The sequence below is a fragment of the Aeromonas rivipollensis genome, assembly GCF_037811135.1.
Lineage (GTDB): Bacteria > Pseudomonadota > Gammaproteobacteria > Enterobacterales > Aeromonadaceae > Aeromonas > Aeromonas rivipollensis.
Genome location: NZ_CP149130.1, coordinates 4,523,668 through 4,539,950 on the forward strand (window position 1 = coordinate 4,523,668; position 16,283 = coordinate 4,539,950).

A 16,283-nucleotide genomic window follows, 5' to 3' on the forward strand; every position below is an offset into this window, starting at 1 on the left:
TCACTTCTTCTTGACCGGGCGGGCCCAGTTCTTGATGTGACGCTGGGGCACCCGGGTGATCACCAGCTCGTGCTCGGCCACATCCTTGGTGATGGTGGAACCCGCCCCCAGGGTGGCGCCCTTGCCGATGCGCACCGGCGCCACCAGCTGGGTATCGGAGCCGACGAAGACGTCATCCTCGATGATGGTCTGGAACTTGTTCACCCCATCGTAGTTGCAGGTGATGGTACCGGCGCCGATATTCACCTTGGCGCCGATGTCCGCATCCCCCAGGTAGGTCAGATGACCACACTTGGAGCCGACCCCGAGCCGGGATTTCTTCATCTCGACGAAGTTGCCGACGTGGGCATCCTGCTCCAGCACGGCACCCGGGCGCAGACGGGCAAAGGGGCCGACCGAGCACTGATCCGCCACCATGGCGCCCTCGATGACGGAGTAGGGTTTCACCTCGCTGTGATCCCCAATCTCGCAATCCTTCAGCACGGCGCCGGCACCGATGCGCACATGGTTGCCGAGTTTGACCTTGCCCTCGATGATGACGTTGACGTCGATCACCACTTCCTCCCCGATCTCGAGGGTGCCGCGCAGATCGAAGCGGGCCGGATCGATCAGGGTGACCCCGGCGATCATCAGCCTCTCGGCCTGCATCTGCTGATAGCTGCGCTCGAGGGCCGCCAGCTGGACCCGGTTGTTGGCCCCTTCCACCTCCATGGCGCTGTCCGGATGGACGGCGGCGATGGGGCAGCCATCCCCATGGGCCATGGCGATCACGTCGGTGAGATAGAACTCCCCCTGGGCGTTCTTGTTGTCCAGGCGCGACAGCCAGCCACGCAACTGGGCGCCATTGGCCACCAGCACGCCGGTATTCACCTCGCGGATGGCGAGCTGTTCGGCGTTGGCATCCTTCTGCTCGACGATGCCGACTACCTGGCCGTTCTCACGGACGATACGGCCATAGCCGGTGGGGTTGTCCAGCACCACCGTCAGCAGCGCCATGCCGTCGTCGGCCTTGGCCGCCAGCAGCCGTTGCAGGGTCTCGGGCTGGATCAGCGGGGTGTCACCGTAGAGCACCAGCACCTCATCCTCATCTTTCCAGAACGGGATCGCCTGGGCGACGGCATGGCCGGTGCCCAGCTGCTGTGCCTGCAACACCCAGTTGAGATCCGGGGCGGCAATCCGCTCCTTGAGCAGCTCGGCGCCGTGGCCATAGACCAGGTGCAACTGTTCGGCACCTATCTGGCGGGCGGTGTCGATCACATGGGACACCATGGGTTTGTTGGCGACAGGGTGCAGCACCTTGGGCAGAACGGAACGCATGCGAGTACCTTTACCCGCAGCCAGGATCACGACGTTGAGAGACATAGCCAGCCTTTGAAACATGAGGAAATGCTCGGCGGAGTCTATCCAACGGGCAAAAAAAAAGCGACCCGAAGGTCGCTTTTTGCATCACCGTGATTAGCGGTAATTCTTTTTGACGATATCGATAACCCGCAGCTGGGCCATTGCTTTGGCCAGCTCGGCAGACGCCTGAGCATAGTCGATATCACCATGGGAGCTGCTGATCCGCTCTTCGGCACGACGCTTGGCTTCCTGGGCTTTCGCCTCATCCAGGTCATCGGCACGAATGGCGGTATCGGCCAGCACGGTCACGGCTTCGGGTTGTACTTCCAGCATGCCGCCGGAGATGTACAGCACCTCTTCGCTACCATTTTGCTTGATCAAGCGGACCAGGCCCGGCTTGATGGCAGTCAGCAACGGAGCATGACCGTGGCGGAGACCCAGCTCACCCTCGGAGCCTGTTACCTGGGCAGATTGCACACGACCGGAAAACAGTTTTCCTTCGGCGCTCACCACATCCAGGTGAAATGAGATCATCTCAGCCATGGGCCCTCCTATCGAGGCTTACAGTTTCTTGGCTTTCTCGACGACTTCGTCGATGCCACCAACCATGTAAAACGCCTGCTCGGGCAGATCGTCGTACTCGCCTTTCAGGATGCCCTGGAAACCACGGATGGTCTCTTTCAGCGGCACGTATTTGCCCGGAGAACCGGTAAATACTTCGGCCACGAAGAACGGCTGGGACAGGAAACGCTCGATCTTACGGGCACGGGATACGGTCAGTTTGTCTTCTTCTGACAGTTCATCCATACCCAGGATGGCGATGATGTCCTTCAGCTCCTTGTAGCGCTGCAGCACGATCTGCACACCACGAGCGGTCTCGTAGTGATCCTTGCCTACCACCAGCGGATCCAGCTGACGGGAGGTGGAGTCCAGCGGGTCAACGGCCGGGTAGATACCCAGTGCCGCGATCTGACGGGACAGAACGATGGTCGCATCCAGGTGGGCGAAGGTGGTCGCCGGAGACGGGTCGGTCAAGTCATCCGCAGGCACGTAAACGGCCTGGACTGACGTGATGGAACCAGTCTTGGTGGAGGTGATACGTTCTTGCAGAACACCCATCTCCTCGGCCAGGGTCGGCTGGTAACCTACTGCAGAAGGCATACGGCCCAGCAGTGCGGATACCTCGGTACCGGCCAGGGTGTAACGGTAGATGTTGTCCACGAAGAACAACACGTCACGACCCTCGTCACGGAACTTCTCGGCCATGGTCAGACCGGTCAGCGCCACACGCAGACGGTTTCCGGGCGGCTCGTTCATCTGACCGTATACCAGAGATACCTTGTCCAGTACGTTGGACTCCATCATCTCGTGGTAGAAGTCGTTACCCTCACGGGTACGCTCACCCACACCGGCGAATACAGAGTAACCACTGTGTTCGATCGCGATGTTACGGATCAGCTCCATCATGTTGACGGTCTTGCCTACACCGGCACCACCGAACAGACCGACCTTACCACCCTTGGCGAACGGACAAACCAGGTCGATAACCTTGATGCCGGTCTCCAGCAGCTCGGTGCTGTTGGACTGATCTTCGTAGCTGGGGGCTTCGCGGTGGATGGACCAACGCTCTTCTTCGCCGATCGGACCCTTCTCGTCGATGGGCTCGCCCAGTACGTTCATGATACGACCCAGGGTCGAGGTACCAACCGGTACCTGGATGGCCTTGCCGCTGTTAACTACTTCCAACCCACGACGCAGACCGTCGGAGGAACCCATGGTGATGCAACGAACGACGCCGCCGCCGATCTGTTGCTGAACTTCCAGTACCAGACCCTGGCCTTGGCCTTCGCTGATGACTTTCAGTGCATCGTACACCTGGGGCACGGCATTCTGCGGGAACTCGATGTCCACTACAGCGCCGATGATTTGGACGATGAAACCGTTACTCATGTCAAATCCTCTAAACCTTTGATAACCCTTGCCTTACACCGCAGCAGCACCGGATACGATCTCTGTCAGTTCCTGGGTAATACTGGCCTGACGGGCCTTGTTGTACACCAGTTGCAGATCGTTTATCAGGTTGCCGGCGTTGTCAGTCGCGGCTTGCATGGCAACCATTCGGGCTGCCTGTTCACTTGCCAAGTTTTCTACCACGCCCTGGTACACCTGGGATTCGACGTAGCGAATCAACAGGGTATCCAGCAGCTGCTTGGGATCCGGCTCATAGAGGTAATCCCAGTGGTGTTTCTTGGCGAGCTTGCTGTCTTCTGTTACGGGCAAAGGCAGCAGTTGATCGACTTTTGGTTGCTGCACCATGGTGTTGACGAACTTGTTGTACACCAGATACAGCCTGTCAATCTCACCGTTGTCGTAAGCCTTCAGCATGACCTTGACTGAACCAATCAGGTCATTGACGCTCGGGTTGTCACCCAGTCCTGAGACATGGGCTTTCACCTTGGCGCCGTGCCGCTCAAAGAAGTTGGAGGCCTTGCTACCGATCAATGCCAGGTCAACCTTGGCACCTTTCGCGCTCCATTGCTTCATATCGTTGAGGGCGGATTTGAACAGGTTGATGTTCAGGCCGCCACACAGGCCACGGTCGGTGGAGACGACGATGTAACCCACTCGCTTGACCTCACGTTCGATGAGGTAGGGGTGCTTGTATTCCAAGTTCCCCTGAGCGATATGGCCGATCACCTTGCGCATGGTTTCAGCGTACGGACGGCTGGCAGACATGCGTTCCTGCGCACGGCGCATCTTGCTGGCTGCCACCATTTCCATAGCGCTGGTGATCTTCTGAGTGTTCTTCACACTCCCGATCTTGTTACGTATCTCTTTTGCGCCGGCCATCTCTTCTCTCCATCAGGTGGCAGCTTGCGCTGCCACACACGCTTACCAGGTCTGGGTTGCCTTGAAGTCATCCAGCAACGCAGTCAGCTTGCCAACGATTGCATCGTTGTAGTCGGCCTTGGCATTGATTTCAGCCATCAGCTCAGCATGCTGGGTATTGGCGTAAGAGAGCAGAGCGGCTTCGAAGTCGACGATCTTGCTCAGTTCGACATCGGCTAGGTAGCCCTTCTCGGCGGCGAACAGCACCAGAGACTGGTGAGCCACGCTCATCGGAGAGTACTGCTTCTGCTTCATCAGCTCGGTCACTTTCTGACCGTGATCCAGCTGCTTGCGAGTCGCATCGTCCAGATCGGAAGAGAACTGGGCGAAGGCCGCTAGCTCACGATACTGGGCCAGCGCGGTACGGATACCACCGGACAGCTTCTTGACGATCTTGGTCTGAGCGGCACCGCCCACACGGGATACGGAGATACCCGGGTCAACCGCCGGACGAATACCGGAGTTGAACAGCTGAGTGGTCAGGAAGATCTGGCCATCGGTGATGGAGATCACGTTGGTCGGAACGAACGCAGACACGTCGCCGGCCTGGGTTTCGATGATCGGCAGCGCGGTCAGAGAACCGGTCTGGCCAGTCACGGCACCCTTGGTGAACTTCTCGACGTACTCGACGTTGACGCGGGAAGCACGCTCCAGCAGACGGGAGTGCAGATAGAAGACGTCGCCCGGGTAAGCTTCGCGTCCTGGCGGACGGCGCAGCAGCAGGGAGATCTGGCGATAAGCTACGGCCTGCTTGGACAGGTCATCATAGATGATCAGCGCGTCTTCACCGCGGTCACGGAAGTACTCACCCATGGAGCAACCGGCATAGGGAGCCAGGTACTGCAAGGCAGCCGCTTCGGAGGCAGAGGCGACGACCACGATGGTGTTGGCCAGGGCGCCGTGCTCTTCCAGCTTGCGTACCACGTTGGCGATGGTGGAGGCCTTCTGGCCAATCGCAACGTAGACACACTTAATGCCGGAGTCTTTCTGGTTGATGATGGTGTCGATCGCGATGGCGGTCTTACCAACCTGACGGTCACCGATGATCAGCTCACGCTGGCCACGACCGATAGGGATCATGGCATCGATGGCTTTCAGACCGGTCTGGACTGGCTGGTCAACAGACTTACGCTCGATAACGCCCGGGGCAATGACTTCGATCGGCGAGTAGCCGTCGTTGTCTACCGGACCCTTACCGTCGATCGGCTGACCCAGGGTGTTGACCACCCGGCCCAACAGACCACGACCGACCGGCACTTCCAGAATACGGCCGGTACCTTTTACTTTCATCCCTTCAGCCAGGTTGGCATAGGGACCCATGACAACGGCACCAACGGAGTCACGCTCCAGGTTCAATGCCAGAGCGAAGCGGTTGCCCGGCAGCTCGATCATTTCACCCTGCATGGCATCGGCCAGACCGTGGATACGAATGATACCGTCGCTCACAGAGACGATGGTACCTTCGTTACGCGCTTCGCTTTTGACATCAAACTGCGCAATGCGCTGCTTGATCAGCTCGGCGATTTCAGTGGAATTCAGTTGCATGCTCTAATACCCCAATCAAGATTGCAGCGCGTCGGCCATGCGATCCAGCTTACCGCGGACCGTGCCGTCGATAACCAGATCACCGGCCTTGATGAGCACCCCGGCCATCAAGGACGCATCGATGCTGCAATTCAGCTTCACTTTGCGCGCGAGACGTTGTTCCAGAGAAGCCTGAATAGCGGCCTTCTGCTGGTCGGTCAGTTCGATCGCCGAAATCACGTCAGCCTGAACTTCTTTGTCCAGTTCAGCCTTGAGCGCGACATATTCAGCAACGACAGCCGGCAGCACACCCAAGCGACCATTCTCAGCCATCACCCGGATCAGGTTCTGACCATGCTCGTTGAGCTGCTCACCGCAGACACCGACAAACAGATTTGCCAGTTCTTCGGCGGCCACGGAGCCGTTTACCAGATTGTGGATGGTCTCGTTCTCAGCCACTTGTGCGGCGAAACCGAGCATCTCCAGCCATTGGTCAACCGCCTTGTGCTCAACGGCAAACTCGAAAGCAGCCTTGGCGTAGGGGCGAGCGATTGTAGTCAGTTCAGACATAGCCCCGTTCCCGTTACAGTTCTGCTACCAGTTTGTCGACGATGTCGCTGTTGGCAGCCTGGTCGATTTGGCGTGCCAGGATCTTCTCTGCACCCGCGATGGCAAGAGCAGCAACCTGCTTGCGCAGTTCTTCTTTGGCACGATGACGTTCAGCTTCGATCTCTGCACGGCCCTGAGCCAGGATTTTTTCCCGCTCTGCTTGAGCTCCGACAGCGGCCTCATCAATGATCTGGGCCTTGCGTTTGTTGGCCTGATCGATGATTTCAGCAGCCTGAAGCTTGGCTTCTTTCAGCTGATCGGTGGCGTTGGCCTTGGCCAAATCCAGATCTTTCTTGGCACGTTCGGCAGAAGAGAGACCATCAGCAATTTCTTTCTGACGGGCTTCGATGGCAGCGATCAGCGGCGGCCATACGTACTTCATGCAAAACACTACGAAGATGAAAAAAGCAATTGCTTGGCCGAGGAGGGTGGCGTTGATATTCACAGCCGATGTCCTCTTAAGTTAGTTAATGGGTTCTGCGTGAGTCGTGACGACTTAGGCAACCGCAAACATCACATACAGACCCAGACCAACGGCGATCATCGGGATCGCATCCACCAGACCCATGACGATGAAGAACTGGGTACGCAGAACAGGGATCAGGTCCGGTTGACGAGCAGCACCTTCCAGGAACTTGCCACCCAGGATACCGATACCGATGGAGGCGCCGATAGCCGCCAGACCCATCATCATTGCAGCAGCGATGTACAGCAGGTCCATGTTCAAGTTTTCCATGAGGATCTCCATTTATTTAGATGTAATTGATTGTATAAAAAGGATTATTTGAGTTGCATCAACCATGGTCTTCTTGCGCCATCGACAGATAGACGATGGTCAGAACCATGAAGATAAACGCCTGCAAAGTGATGATCAGGATGTGGAAAATTGCCCAAGGCACGGACAGGATCCACTGTGACCACCAGGGTAACAAACCCGCAATCAGGATAAAGATCAGTTCGCCAGCATACATGTTGCCGAACAGTCGCAGACCCAATGAAACAGGCTTGGAAATCAACGTGACGGTTTCAAGGATGAAGTTAACCGGGATGGCAGCGGGATGGTTGAAAGGCTGAAGAGTCAGCTCCTTCACGAATCCGCTGATACCCTTGACCTTGATGCTGTAGTACAGGATCAAGAAGAACACGCCCAAAGCCATGGACATGGTGATGTTAACGTCAGCAGAGGGAACCACACGCAGATAGGGAACACCCATCAACTGTGCAGCGTGAGGGATAAAGTCAACGGGGATCAGATCCATGAAGTTCATCAGGAAGATCCAGACAAACACTGTCAGTCCCAGCGGTGCGATGACCGGGTTCCGACCATGGAAGATGTCTTTGACGTTACCATTCACAAACTCGACCAGCATCTCCACAAAGCACTGCAGCTTACCGGGCACACCGCTGGTGGCCTTGACGGCGACGCGGCGGAACGACCAGATAAACAGGGCGCCTAGCAAGACGGAAAATATCATGGAATCGATATTCACCGTCCAGAACCCGGACCCGACTTGCAGGTGGGTCAGGTGGTGGGAGATATATCCCTGAGGAGTCAGGACTTCTCCGGTTGCAGACATGAGTTTTCCTAATAGTGGTTGTTAAGCGTGAATGAAACTATCCACTGTACAACGAGGGCGAGGATATAAGTGGCGAAGAACGAGACGGTGTCGACCTCGATCCCGGAGCCAAACATCAGGGCGAAAAGTCCTGTTGTAGTAATGAGCTTAATCCCTGCCCCACCATAAAAGTCCCGCAAAACCAGGCCCACGCTCTCTTTCGTCACCTTGCGGCGCAGAACCCAGAGAGTGAACAAGGCTTGAGGAACCCAGTACATTCCCCCCCCGAAGAGGGAAGAACGTCCGGCAAAGGCCCCGGTCTGATAAAACCAGACGGAACTGATCGCCAGGATCAGGATGAGCTGACAAACGAGCATAGCCAAGGCTAGCGTCAAACCTTCCAAGGCTACTTTCTGTTTCACCAACCTACCCCTGAACATTACAGAACTGTAAAAAATCGGGATCCGAAGACCCCAGGTTCACAGCTCGAAAAGCCGGTCAAATTATACCCGTGAAGACGGCTATTGCAACATGGCAAAAATCCTTAATTTTTGCGGCTTTCCGCGCGAAATTAAGGTTATGTTCATATCGAAAGGAATGGATGTTTTATTACTACAAAAAGCGTAAAAATCACGATTCTGACAGACCAAAATAGCCCAATACCCGGTCCAAATCCGCTAAGTTATCGTAACTTATTACTAACTTGCCGCTATCCTTCTTGCCCGGCTGAAGCTGTACCTGATTGCCAATTTTTTCTGAAATCTGGCGCTCGAGGTAACCAAACTGGGGATCGCGGACGGGCTCGACCTTGGTTTTTGCCGGTTCCAGCGCTTTTTGCACCAGTTTCTCGGTATCTCGCACCGTCAGCCCCTTCTGGGCGACCAGCTTGGCCAGCTCGGACTGGGCCGGGCCGCTCAGGGCCAGCAGGGCACGGGCATGGCCCATGTCGAGATCCCCGTGCTCGACGAACCGCTTCACGTCCTCGTTGAGCTGGTTCAGGCGCAGCAGGTTGGTGACAGTGGTGCGGGACTTGCCCACCGCCTCGGCCACCTGCTGGTGGGTCAGCTCGAATTCGGTCAGCAGTCGCTGCAGGGCCACCGCTTCTTCGATGGCGTTGAGATCCTCACGCTGAATGTTCTCAATCAGTGCTATGGCCACCGCGGCCTCGTCAGGCACGTCCTTGACGATGCAGGGTACCACCTCGAGCCGGGCCAGCTGGGACGCACGCCAGCGCCGCTCACCGGCGATGATCTCGAAGCGATTCTCCCCGATGGAGCGTACCACTATCGGCTGAATCACGCCTTGCGCCCGTATCGAGTTGGCCAGGTCTTCCAGCGCATCCTGGGACATGTCCTTGCGCGGCTGGTATTTGCCGGACTGCAGCCACTCCAGCGGCAGCTTGCGCAGCTCCCCCTGGTTGGTGGGCGCCATGGCCTGTTCGGTACGCTGGTCGCTCATCACCTGTTTCTGGCGGGCGGCCGTGCTGGTGCTGAGCAGGGCATCCAACCCCTTGCCCAGCCCACGTTTCTTCGGCGTCATATGCTCTCTCGGTCTGCGGTGATCGGCTGAGACTCCTGCTCCTGACGACGCAGGATCTCGCCAGCCAGGGCCAGATAGGCCTTGGCCCCCACCGATGATTTGTCATAGTGCATGGCCGGGGCACCGAAGCTCGGTGCCTCCGCCAGTCTAACGTTGCGGGGGATGATGGTGCGATAGACCTTGTCCCCGAAATGCTGTTTCAGCTGATCGGACACATCATTGGCCAGCCGGTTGCGGTGATCGAACATGGTGCGCAGCACCCCTTCGATCTTCAGCTCCGGGTTGACGACGGCCGCCAGCTTGCTGATGGTGTCCACCAGAGCGGTGAGCCCTTCAAGCGCGTAATACTCGCACTGCATGGGCACCAGCACGGAATCGGCGGCGGCCATGGCGTTGACGGTCAGCATGTTGAGAGAAGGCGGGCAGTCGATGAAGACGTAGTCGTACTTGTCCCGTACCGAGGCCAGGGCGTTGCGCAGGCGGATCTCGCGGGCGAAGAACTCCATCAGACGGATTTCCGCCGCCGTCACGTCGGCATTGGCGGCGATGAGGTGATAGCCACCCGAGGTCTCGGGGATGATCACCTCCTTGATGGGAGCATCGTCGATCAGCAGTTCATAGGCGGTGCGTTCGACTTCGTACTTGTCGACGCCGCTGCCCATGGTGGCATTGCCCTGCGGATCCAGATCGATCACCAGCACCTTGCGCCGGGTAGCGGCCAGGGAGGCGGCCAGATTCACACAGGTGGTGGTTTTACCCACTCCACCCTTCTGGTTGGCTATGGCAATGACTTTTCCCACACTATCCCCTAAATGAATACGGCGGCCCTATTCGGGCTGGATGGCTTTAAACTCCAGCAGATGACGCTCGCCTTCCAGTTCGGGCACCACCAGCTGATGGGTGGCAACCAGACGAATGCTGGCAGGCAACTGTGCCAGTTCCTGCTCGGGGTATTGTCCCTTGAGCGCCAGGAAGCTGCCCTCGGGTGACGGCAGATGGTGACACCAGTTCAGCATGTCCTCCAGCGAGGCGAAGGCCCGGCTGAGTACCCCATCGAAGCCCACCTCGGGTTGATACTCTTCCACCCGGGATTTGACGGGCGTCACATTGGTCAGCCCCAGCTCCTGGATCACCTGGCGGATGAAGTTGATCCGCTTGCCCAGGCTGTCGAGCAGCACGAACTGCTTGTCCGGATTGATGATGGCCAGCGGCAGGCCGGGCAGGCCCGGGCCTGTGCCCACATCGATGAAACGCTCACCGTGCAGGTGAGGGCTCACCACCAGGCTGTCGAGGATGTGCTTGACCAGCATGGCGTCCGGATCTCGCACCGAGGTGAGATTGTAAGCCTTGTTCCACTTGTGCAGCAACTCAACCAACTGCACCAACTGGGTCTTTTGGGTGTCGGTGATAACAATACCGGCCTGCATGAGCAGGCCGTTCAATCTTTCCAGCATGGGATTCCTCAGGCGGTTTTACGCAGCAGGCCGTGTTTCTTCAGGTGAACCAGCAGGATGGAGATGGCCGCCGGGGTGATGCCGGAGATGCGGGAGGCCTGACCAATGGTCTGCGGCTTGGCATCGTTCAGCTTGGCGATCACCTCGTTGGAGAGACCGTTCACGTCGCGGTAGTTCATGTCCAGCGGCAACAGGGTATTCTCGTTGCGCAGTTGCTTCTCCACCTCGTCGTGCTGACGCTCGATGTAGCCGGCGTACTTGATCTGGATCTCCACCTGATCCGCCGCGGCCGCGTCTTCCAGCGCCGGGCCGACCCCCTCGATGGCCATCAGGGCATCGTAGGTCACCTCGGGGCGACGCAGCAGCTCTTCCAGGCTCTGCTCCCGGGTCAGGGGCGTGTTGACCAGGGCGTTGACAGCTTCCAGCGACGGGTGCTGCGGGTGGATCCAGGTCGAACGCATGCGCTGACGCTCCTGCTCCACCTGCTCCATCTTGGTGTTGAACAGGCTCCAGCGATGGTCATCCACCAGACCCAGCTCGCGACCTATGGCGGTCAGGCGCAGATCGGCGTTGTCTTCCCGCAGCAGCAGACGGTATTCGGCGCGGCTGGTGAACATGCGGTAGGGCTCGCGAGTCCCCAGGGTGGAGAGATCGTCCATCATCACGCCCATGTAGGCCTGATCCCGGCGGGGGTGCCAGGCATCCTTGCCCTGGGCGCGCAGACCGGCGTTCAGACCGGCCATCAGCCCCTGGGCGGCCGCCTCTTCATAGCCAGTGGTGCCGTTGATCTGGCCGGCGAAGAACAGGTTTGGAATGCACTTGCTCTCCATGTTGGCCTTGAGATCCCGCGGATCGAAGAAGTCGTATTCGATGGCGTAGCCGGGGCGGGTGATGTGGGCATTCTCGAAGCCACGGATCGAACGGACGATCTGCACCTGCACGTCGAACGGCAGGCTGGTGGAGATCCCGTTCGGGTAGAGTTCGTGGGTGGTCAGGCCTTCCGGCTCGACGAAGATCTGGTGCGCCGTCTTGTCGGCGAAGCGGGTGATCTTGTCCTCGATCGACGGGCAGTAACGCGGCCCTATCCCCTCGATCACCCCGGCGTACATGGGGCTGCGATCCAGGTTGTTGCGGATCACCTCGTGGGTCTTCTCGTTGGTGTGGGTAACGTAGCAGGGCACCTGACGCGGGTGCTGGCTGGCGTTGCCGATGAAGGAGAAGACGGGACGAGGATCGTCGCCGTGCTGCTGCTGCATCACGGAGAGATCGACGGTGCGGGCATCGATGCGTGGCGGCGTGCCTGTCTTGAGCCGATCGATACGCAGGGGCAGCTCACGCAGACGCTGGGCCAGGGCGATCGAGGGAGGATCCCCGGCGCGGCCGCCCTTGTAGTTTTCCATCCCGATGTGGATCAGGCCGTTCAGGAAGGTCCCTACCGTCAGCACCACCGTCTTGCCGCTGATGCGGATCCCGCTCTGGGTAACCACGCCGGCGACACGATCCCCGTCCATGACGAGATCGTCACAGGCTTGCTGGAAGATCTTCAGGTTCGGGTAATTTTCCAGGGTCTGGCGCACCACGGCCTTGTAAAGCAGGCGATCCGCCTGGGCACGGGTGGCACGCACAGCGGGCCCTTTGGAGGAGTTGAGGGTACGGAACTGGATCCCGCCAAGATCGATGGCCTGCGCCATGATCCCGCCGAGGGCATCCACTTCCTTGACCAGGTGTCCCTTGCCGATCCCGCCGATCGCCGGATTACAGGACATGTGTCCCAGCGTATCGATGTTGTGGGTCAGCAACAGGGTATTCAGGCCCATACGGGCGGCCGCTGTTGCTGCTTCGGTTCCTGCATGACCGCCACCGACGACGATCACATCAAATTGTTCATGGTATTGCATTGGGGATCACCTTGATCTGCACGCCTGAAGATCTTTATTTGCCTGGGCTGAAGGGCGGATCATTCTATCCGTTTAGCCTCTTGAGGGGAACGTCTACTTCAGGATCAGTATGGATGCAGGATCCGTTAGTAGATCTTAAGGATCTTTAGATCGATCTTTTACTGGATCTTTTATTAGGATCCGGGGTTTCTGTTGATAAGCCCTTTTTGATCATAAAGATCATCCGTTTAAAGACGATCTCAGCTTGTGGAAAAGCTTGGATCCCAGGGCCCTGAACGGGGGGATAACCAGTGGTTTTATGCACAGGCCAGAACTGGATTAGATCTCATACATGGATAACTATAGGTTTTACAGAGCTTAACACTGTAGTTATACACATTACCCCTGGGCGTTGTGGGTAACCGTGTAGAACAACTCTCCCGGATCTATCTGTTAATAACCTGGTGGATAGGAATTTGGGGATAAGCGGGGAGATCAAGGTGTTTTTACCGGATCTCCCACGCCCTGATCAGGCGATCATCTGCATCCAGTCATGGATCCAGGCTTCGGCGGCATCTTCCGGGATCTCGTGCTGGGTCACGTCTATCTCCAGACGATCCCCGATCCGGCTGGCGCCGCACTCGGCCAGCAGCCGATCCAGCGTCTTGCCACCCTGGCAGAAAGTGTCATAACTGCGGTCCCCAAGCCCGATCACCCCATATTTCAAGGCGTTGAGATCCGGATGCTGGTCGGCAAGATCCTTGGCGAAGGGCTGAAGATTGTCGGGCACGTCGCCGGCACCATGGGTAGAAGTGATCACCAGCAGGATGGCATCCGGCTCAGCCAGCACCTCGGCCAGGCTGGCCGGGTTGTGGATCCGGGTCTGGTGGCCCGCCTGTTCCAGCAGGCTGGCGACATGATCTGCGACATATTCGGCGGCGCCCAGCATGGAGCCGACGACAAGATTGAGTTTGGCCATGGAATGGATCCTGATGTCATCGAAAGAAACGGAGAGCCTGGATTCTACCGCCAAAGGATGTGGATAAATATGGATAAAGCTTGGGGATAAGGATCCTTCACGATTTTTATGGCAGAGGCCGCCCTCGCCATCTTTTTTCATCTTCCCCTGTGTTCCCTTCTTTTGATCACCCTCCGGAATGAGTCTTTCTGCCGGAAATGCCGTCCGTTGATACAGCAGGTAACAATAGAGATGCAAATGATTAGCAATTATTGAATCGATTCGATCATGGCTCCTGTAGTAGCATTGTGCCGCTTTATTCGCCTAAGGAGTCGGGCAGACCGGCCGCATTGGGCACCCATAATAAGAAACCAAAATATAAATCATTGATATTTGAGACACTTATATGATTGCGCAAAAAAATACCCAGAATGCAGTGATGCGAAAGAAGGGGGCCCAGCTGTTGCCGCTCTCCTGCCTGCTGGCGAGCCTGCCGGTGCTGGCTGCGGAACAAGCGGATAAAGAGCTGCCCAAGGCGGCTGAAACCATGGTGGTCACCGGCACCGCCATGAAGGTCGAAGTGCCCATGGCAGAGACCCCGCGCGCCATCTCAGTGGTCAATCGCGAGGAGCTGGATCAGCACGCCGTGCAGCAGCTCGACGAGTCAGTGCGCTACCGCTCCGGCGTGCTCACCGGCCTGTATGGCTCGGACAACAACACCGACTGGTTCAAGGTCCGTGGCTTCGATGCCGCCTCCTACCTGGATGGCAACCGCCTGTTCAGCACCGGCTACTATGTGTGGACGCCGGAACCCTTCGGCCTGGAAAACGTGGAGCTGCTCAAGGGCCCAGCCTCCATCCTCTACGGCGAGGCCCCTCCCGGCGGTGTGATCAACTCCATCAGCAAGCGTCCAACCGCGACCCCGCAAGGGTTGGTCAATCTGCAACTGGGCAACCGGGATCTGCGCCAGGTCGGGGTCGACTTCTCCGACGATCTGACCGACAACAGCCGCTATCGCATGGTCGCACTCTATAAAGAGCGTGACGGCGTACTGGATGGTACCTACAACGAGCGCTCTTATCTGGCGCCAAGCGTTACCCTGGATATCTCGGATCGCACCAGCCTGACCCTGCTGGCCAGTTTCCTGCACGACGAAGGGGTGCCCACCAACGGTTTCTTCCCCGTCTATGGCACCCTGAACACCTCGGGCGGCCAGATCGATCCCGCCACCAACCTGAGTCAGCCGGATTACGATCGCAACCGCAACACCCAGATCTCCACCGGTTACGAGCTGGCCCACCAGTTCAACCAGACCTGGGAGTTCAAGCAGAACGTCCGCTTCAACTACAACGATCTGCTGCTGCGCCAGACCTATATCTTCCCGACTTACGAAGGCACCACCGCCTACCGTGGCCTGGTCTACCGCGATGGCGACACCAAGAGCGCCACCATGGACAACCAGATGGTGGGTTACTGGAACACGGATCGCACCGAGCAGACTCTGCTGCTGGGGATCGATCTGCAGCGTCATGTGAACGAAGGGGTCGAGGCCGACAACTACGGCATGGGATCCATCGATACCATGAACCCGGATTACAGCGGCTTCCCCGGTTTCGATGAGTCCACCGCCACCTATCAGAAGAACACCAAGGGCCAGAGCGGCCTCTATGCCCAGCACCAGATCCGCTGGGACGATCGCTGGTTGCTGACCGCTGGCGGCCGCTTCGACTATGTGGAGACCCACAACATCAGCGAAGCCACCAGCAAGAACGAGAAACAGTACGATGACAACCTCTCGCTCTCCGGCAGCCTGATGTACCTGGCCGACAACGGCCTCTCCCCTTACTTCGCCTATGCCGAGTCGTTCGAGGTGTTGCCGGGTATAGATCCCAACACCAAGAACTCCTACAAGCCGCTCGAGGGCAAGCTGTACGAGACCGGCATCAAGTACGCGCCCAGCTTCCTCGATGGCTACATCAACCTGGCGCTGTTCGATCTGGAGCAGACCAACTCGCTGGTCTCTACAGGCTCAGGTCAGCAAACCCAGGCTGGCGAAGTGACCTCCCAGGGCGTCGAACTGGAAGGAAGCGTGCAGGCCACCGAGGCGCTGCGCCTGACCGCTGCTTATACCTACACCGACGCCAAGACCAACGACACCGGCAACGGTGACCGCCGTGCCAGCCTGATCCCGCGCCACCAGGCCTCCTTCTGGGGCAACTACAAGGTGCAGCAGGGGCCGGTCTCCGGGCTGGAAGTGGGCACCGGGGTGCGCTATATCGGCTCCAGTGTCGGCATAGGTGCCGTGGATGCCAGCTACAACCCCATCTACGGTTCGGCCCAGGTACCGGCCCAGACGGTGTGGGATGCGATGATCGGGTATGACTTCGCCAAGAACTGGCGTGCCCAGGTCAACGTCAACAACCTGCTGAACGACACCTATGTGGCGAGCTGTGACTACTACTGCTACTACGGTGAGCCGCGCAGCATAGTCGGCTCCGTCAACTACCGCTGGTAAGATCCAGGCCGGGCGGGAGCC

At 58.1% G+C, this 16,283-nt stretch carries 16 protein-coding genes; 1 reads left to right on the forward strand and 15 read right to left on the reverse strand.

Annotated features, from left to right (window positions below):
- From glmU to mioC, 15 genes are all read right to left on the reverse strand, one after another.
- Positions 1–1,362: a bifunctional UDP-N-acetylglucosamine diphosphorylase/glucosamine-1-phosphate N-acetyltransferase GlmU gene (glmU, locus tag WIR04_RS20785; protein ID WP_338889515.1), complete on the reverse strand. Its 1,362-nt coding sequence runs from the start codon at positions 1,360–1,362 to the stop codon at positions 1–3.
- A 93-nt stretch (positions 1,363–1,455) separates the two neighbouring features.
- Positions 1,456–1,884, reverse strand: a complete 429-nt coding sequence (locus WIR04_RS20790) for a F0F1 ATP synthase subunit epsilon (RefSeq protein WP_025328862.1) — start codon at positions 1,882–1,884, stop codon at positions 1,456–1,458.
- 18 nt (positions 1,885–1,902) lie between these two features.
- Positions 1,903–3,291 (reverse strand): F0F1 ATP synthase subunit beta, encoded by a 1,389-nt coding sequence (atpD, locus tag WIR04_RS20795; protein WP_025328863.1) that lies wholly within the window; start codon positions 3,289–3,291, stop codon positions 1,903–1,905.
- A 33-nt stretch (positions 3,292–3,324) separates the two neighbouring features.
- Positions 3,325–4,191, reverse strand: coding sequence for a F0F1 ATP synthase subunit gamma (gene atpG / locus WIR04_RS20800; RefSeq protein WP_025328864.1), 867 nt, complete (start codon positions 4,189–4,191; stop codon positions 3,325–3,327).
- A 42-nt stretch (positions 4,192–4,233) separates the two neighbouring features.
- Positions 4,234–5,775, reverse strand: coding sequence for a F0F1 ATP synthase subunit alpha (atpA, locus tag WIR04_RS20805; protein ID WP_025328865.1), 1,542 nt, complete (start codon positions 5,773–5,775; stop codon positions 4,234–4,236).
- Between the two features lie 15 nt (positions 5,776–5,790).
- Positions 5,791–6,324, reverse strand: coding sequence for a F0F1 ATP synthase subunit delta (atpH, locus tag WIR04_RS20810; protein ID WP_025328866.1), 534 nt, complete (start codon positions 6,322–6,324; stop codon positions 5,791–5,793).
- 13 nt (positions 6,325–6,337) lie between these two features.
- Entirely contained in the window at positions 6,338–6,808 is a 471-nt protein-coding gene (gene atpF / locus WIR04_RS20815) for a F0F1 ATP synthase subunit B (protein WP_025328867.1), read from the reverse strand.
- Between the two features lie 51 nt (positions 6,809–6,859).
- Positions 6,860–7,099, reverse strand: coding sequence for a F0F1 ATP synthase subunit C (gene atpE / locus WIR04_RS20820; RefSeq protein WP_010672265.1), 240 nt, complete (start codon positions 7,097–7,099; stop codon positions 6,860–6,862).
- Positions 7,100–7,157: 58 nt separating this feature from the next.
- A complete protein-coding gene (gene atpB / locus WIR04_RS20825; protein WP_025328868.1) occupies positions 7,158–7,940 on the reverse strand; it encodes a F0F1 ATP synthase subunit A in 783 nt (260 codons plus the stop codon).
- Positions 7,941–7,948: 8 nt separating this feature from the next.
- Positions 7,949–8,359, reverse strand: a complete 411-nt coding sequence (locus tag WIR04_RS20830) for an ATP synthase subunit I (protein ID WP_025328869.1) — start codon at positions 8,357–8,359, stop codon at positions 7,949–7,951.
- A 190-nt stretch (positions 8,360–8,549) separates the two neighbouring features.
- A complete protein-coding gene (locus WIR04_RS20835; RefSeq protein WP_025328870.1) occupies positions 8,550–9,458 on the reverse strand; it encodes a ParB/RepB/Spo0J family partition protein in 909 nt (302 codons plus the stop codon).
- Positions 9,455–10,258: a ParA family protein gene (locus tag WIR04_RS20840; RefSeq protein ID WP_338889526.1), complete on the reverse strand. Its 804-nt coding sequence runs from the start codon at positions 10,256–10,258 to the stop codon at positions 9,455–9,457. The genes WIR04_RS20835 and WIR04_RS20840 overlap by 4 nt, the downstream gene beginning before the upstream one ends.
- 27 nt (positions 10,259–10,285) lie before the next feature.
- A complete protein-coding gene (rsmG, locus tag WIR04_RS20845) occupies positions 10,286–10,912 on the reverse strand; it encodes a 16S rRNA (guanine(527)-N(7))-methyltransferase RsmG (protein ID WP_106887825.1) in 627 nt (208 codons plus the stop codon).
- 8 nt (positions 10,913–10,920) lie between these two features.
- On the reverse strand, positions 10,921–12,810 hold the full coding sequence (gene mnmG, locus WIR04_RS20850; protein WP_139437145.1) for a tRNA uridine-5-carboxymethylaminomethyl(34) synthesis enzyme MnmG: 1,890 nt from the start codon (positions 12,808–12,810) through the stop codon (positions 10,921–10,923).
- A 508-nt stretch (positions 12,811–13,318) separates the two neighbouring features.
- Complete coding sequence (gene mioC, locus WIR04_RS20855; RefSeq protein WP_025328874.1) at positions 13,319–13,768, reverse strand: FMN-binding protein MioC; 450 nt, start codon at positions 13,766–13,768, stop codon at positions 13,319–13,321.
- A gap of 385 nt (positions 13,769–14,153) precedes the next feature.
- Here mioC and WIR04_RS20860 point away from each other — a divergent pair, with 385 nt between their 5' ends.
- On the forward strand, positions 14,154–16,262 hold the full coding sequence (locus WIR04_RS20860) for a TonB-dependent siderophore receptor (RefSeq protein WP_338889532.1): 2,109 nt from the start codon (positions 14,154–14,156) through the stop codon (positions 16,260–16,262).
- Positions 16,263–16,283 lie beyond the last annotated feature (21 nt).

Coding starts and splice junctions, on each gene's coding strand:
- WIR04_RS20830 (WP_025328869.1), bottom strand. CDS start 8,359: ATGTTCAGGGGTAGGTTGGTGAAACAGAAAGTAGCCTTGGAAGGTTTG.
- glmU (WP_338889515.1), bottom strand. CDS start 1,362: ATGTCTCTCAACGTCGTGATCCTGGCTGCGGGTAAAGGTACTCGCATG.
- atpA (WP_025328865.1), bottom strand. CDS start 5,775: ATGCAACTGAATTCCACTGAAATCGCCGAGCTGATCAAGCAGCGCATT.
- WIR04_RS20790 (WP_025328862.1), bottom strand. CDS start 1,884: ATGGCTGAGATGATCTCATTTCACCTGGATGTGGTGAGCGCCGAAGGA.
- rsmG (WP_106887825.1), bottom strand. CDS start 10,912: ATGCTGGAAAGATTGAACGGCCTGCTCATGCAGGCCGGTATTGTTATC.
- atpB (WP_025328868.1), bottom strand. CDS start 7,940: ATGTCTGCAACCGGAGAAGTCCTGACTCCTCAGGGATATATCTCCCAC.
- atpD (WP_025328863.1), bottom strand. CDS start 3,291: ATGAGTAACGGTTTCATCGTCCAAATCATCGGCGCTGTAGTGGACATC.
- atpH (WP_025328866.1), bottom strand. CDS start 6,324: ATGTCTGAACTGACTACAATCGCTCGCCCCTACGCCAAGGCTGCTTTC.
- atpG (WP_025328864.1), bottom strand. CDS start 4,191: ATGGCCGGCGCAAAAGAGATACGTAACAAGATCGGGAGTGTGAAGAAC.
- mioC (WP_025328874.1), bottom strand. CDS start 13,768: ATGGCCAAACTCAATCTTGTCGTCGGCTCCATGCTGGGCGCCGCCGAA.
- WIR04_RS20860 (WP_338889532.1), top strand. CDS start 14,154: ATGATTGCGCAAAAAAATACCCAGAATGCAGTGATGCGAAAGAAGGGG.
- mnmG (WP_139437145.1), bottom strand. CDS start 12,810: ATGCAATACCATGAACAATTTGATGTGATCGTCGTCGGTGGCGGTCAT.
- WIR04_RS20835 (WP_025328870.1), bottom strand. CDS start 9,458: ATGACGCCGAAGAAACGTGGGCTGGGCAAGGGGTTGGATGCCCTGCTC.
- atpE (WP_010672265.1), bottom strand. CDS start 7,099: ATGGAAAACTTGAACATGGACCTGCTGTACATCGCTGCTGCAATGATG.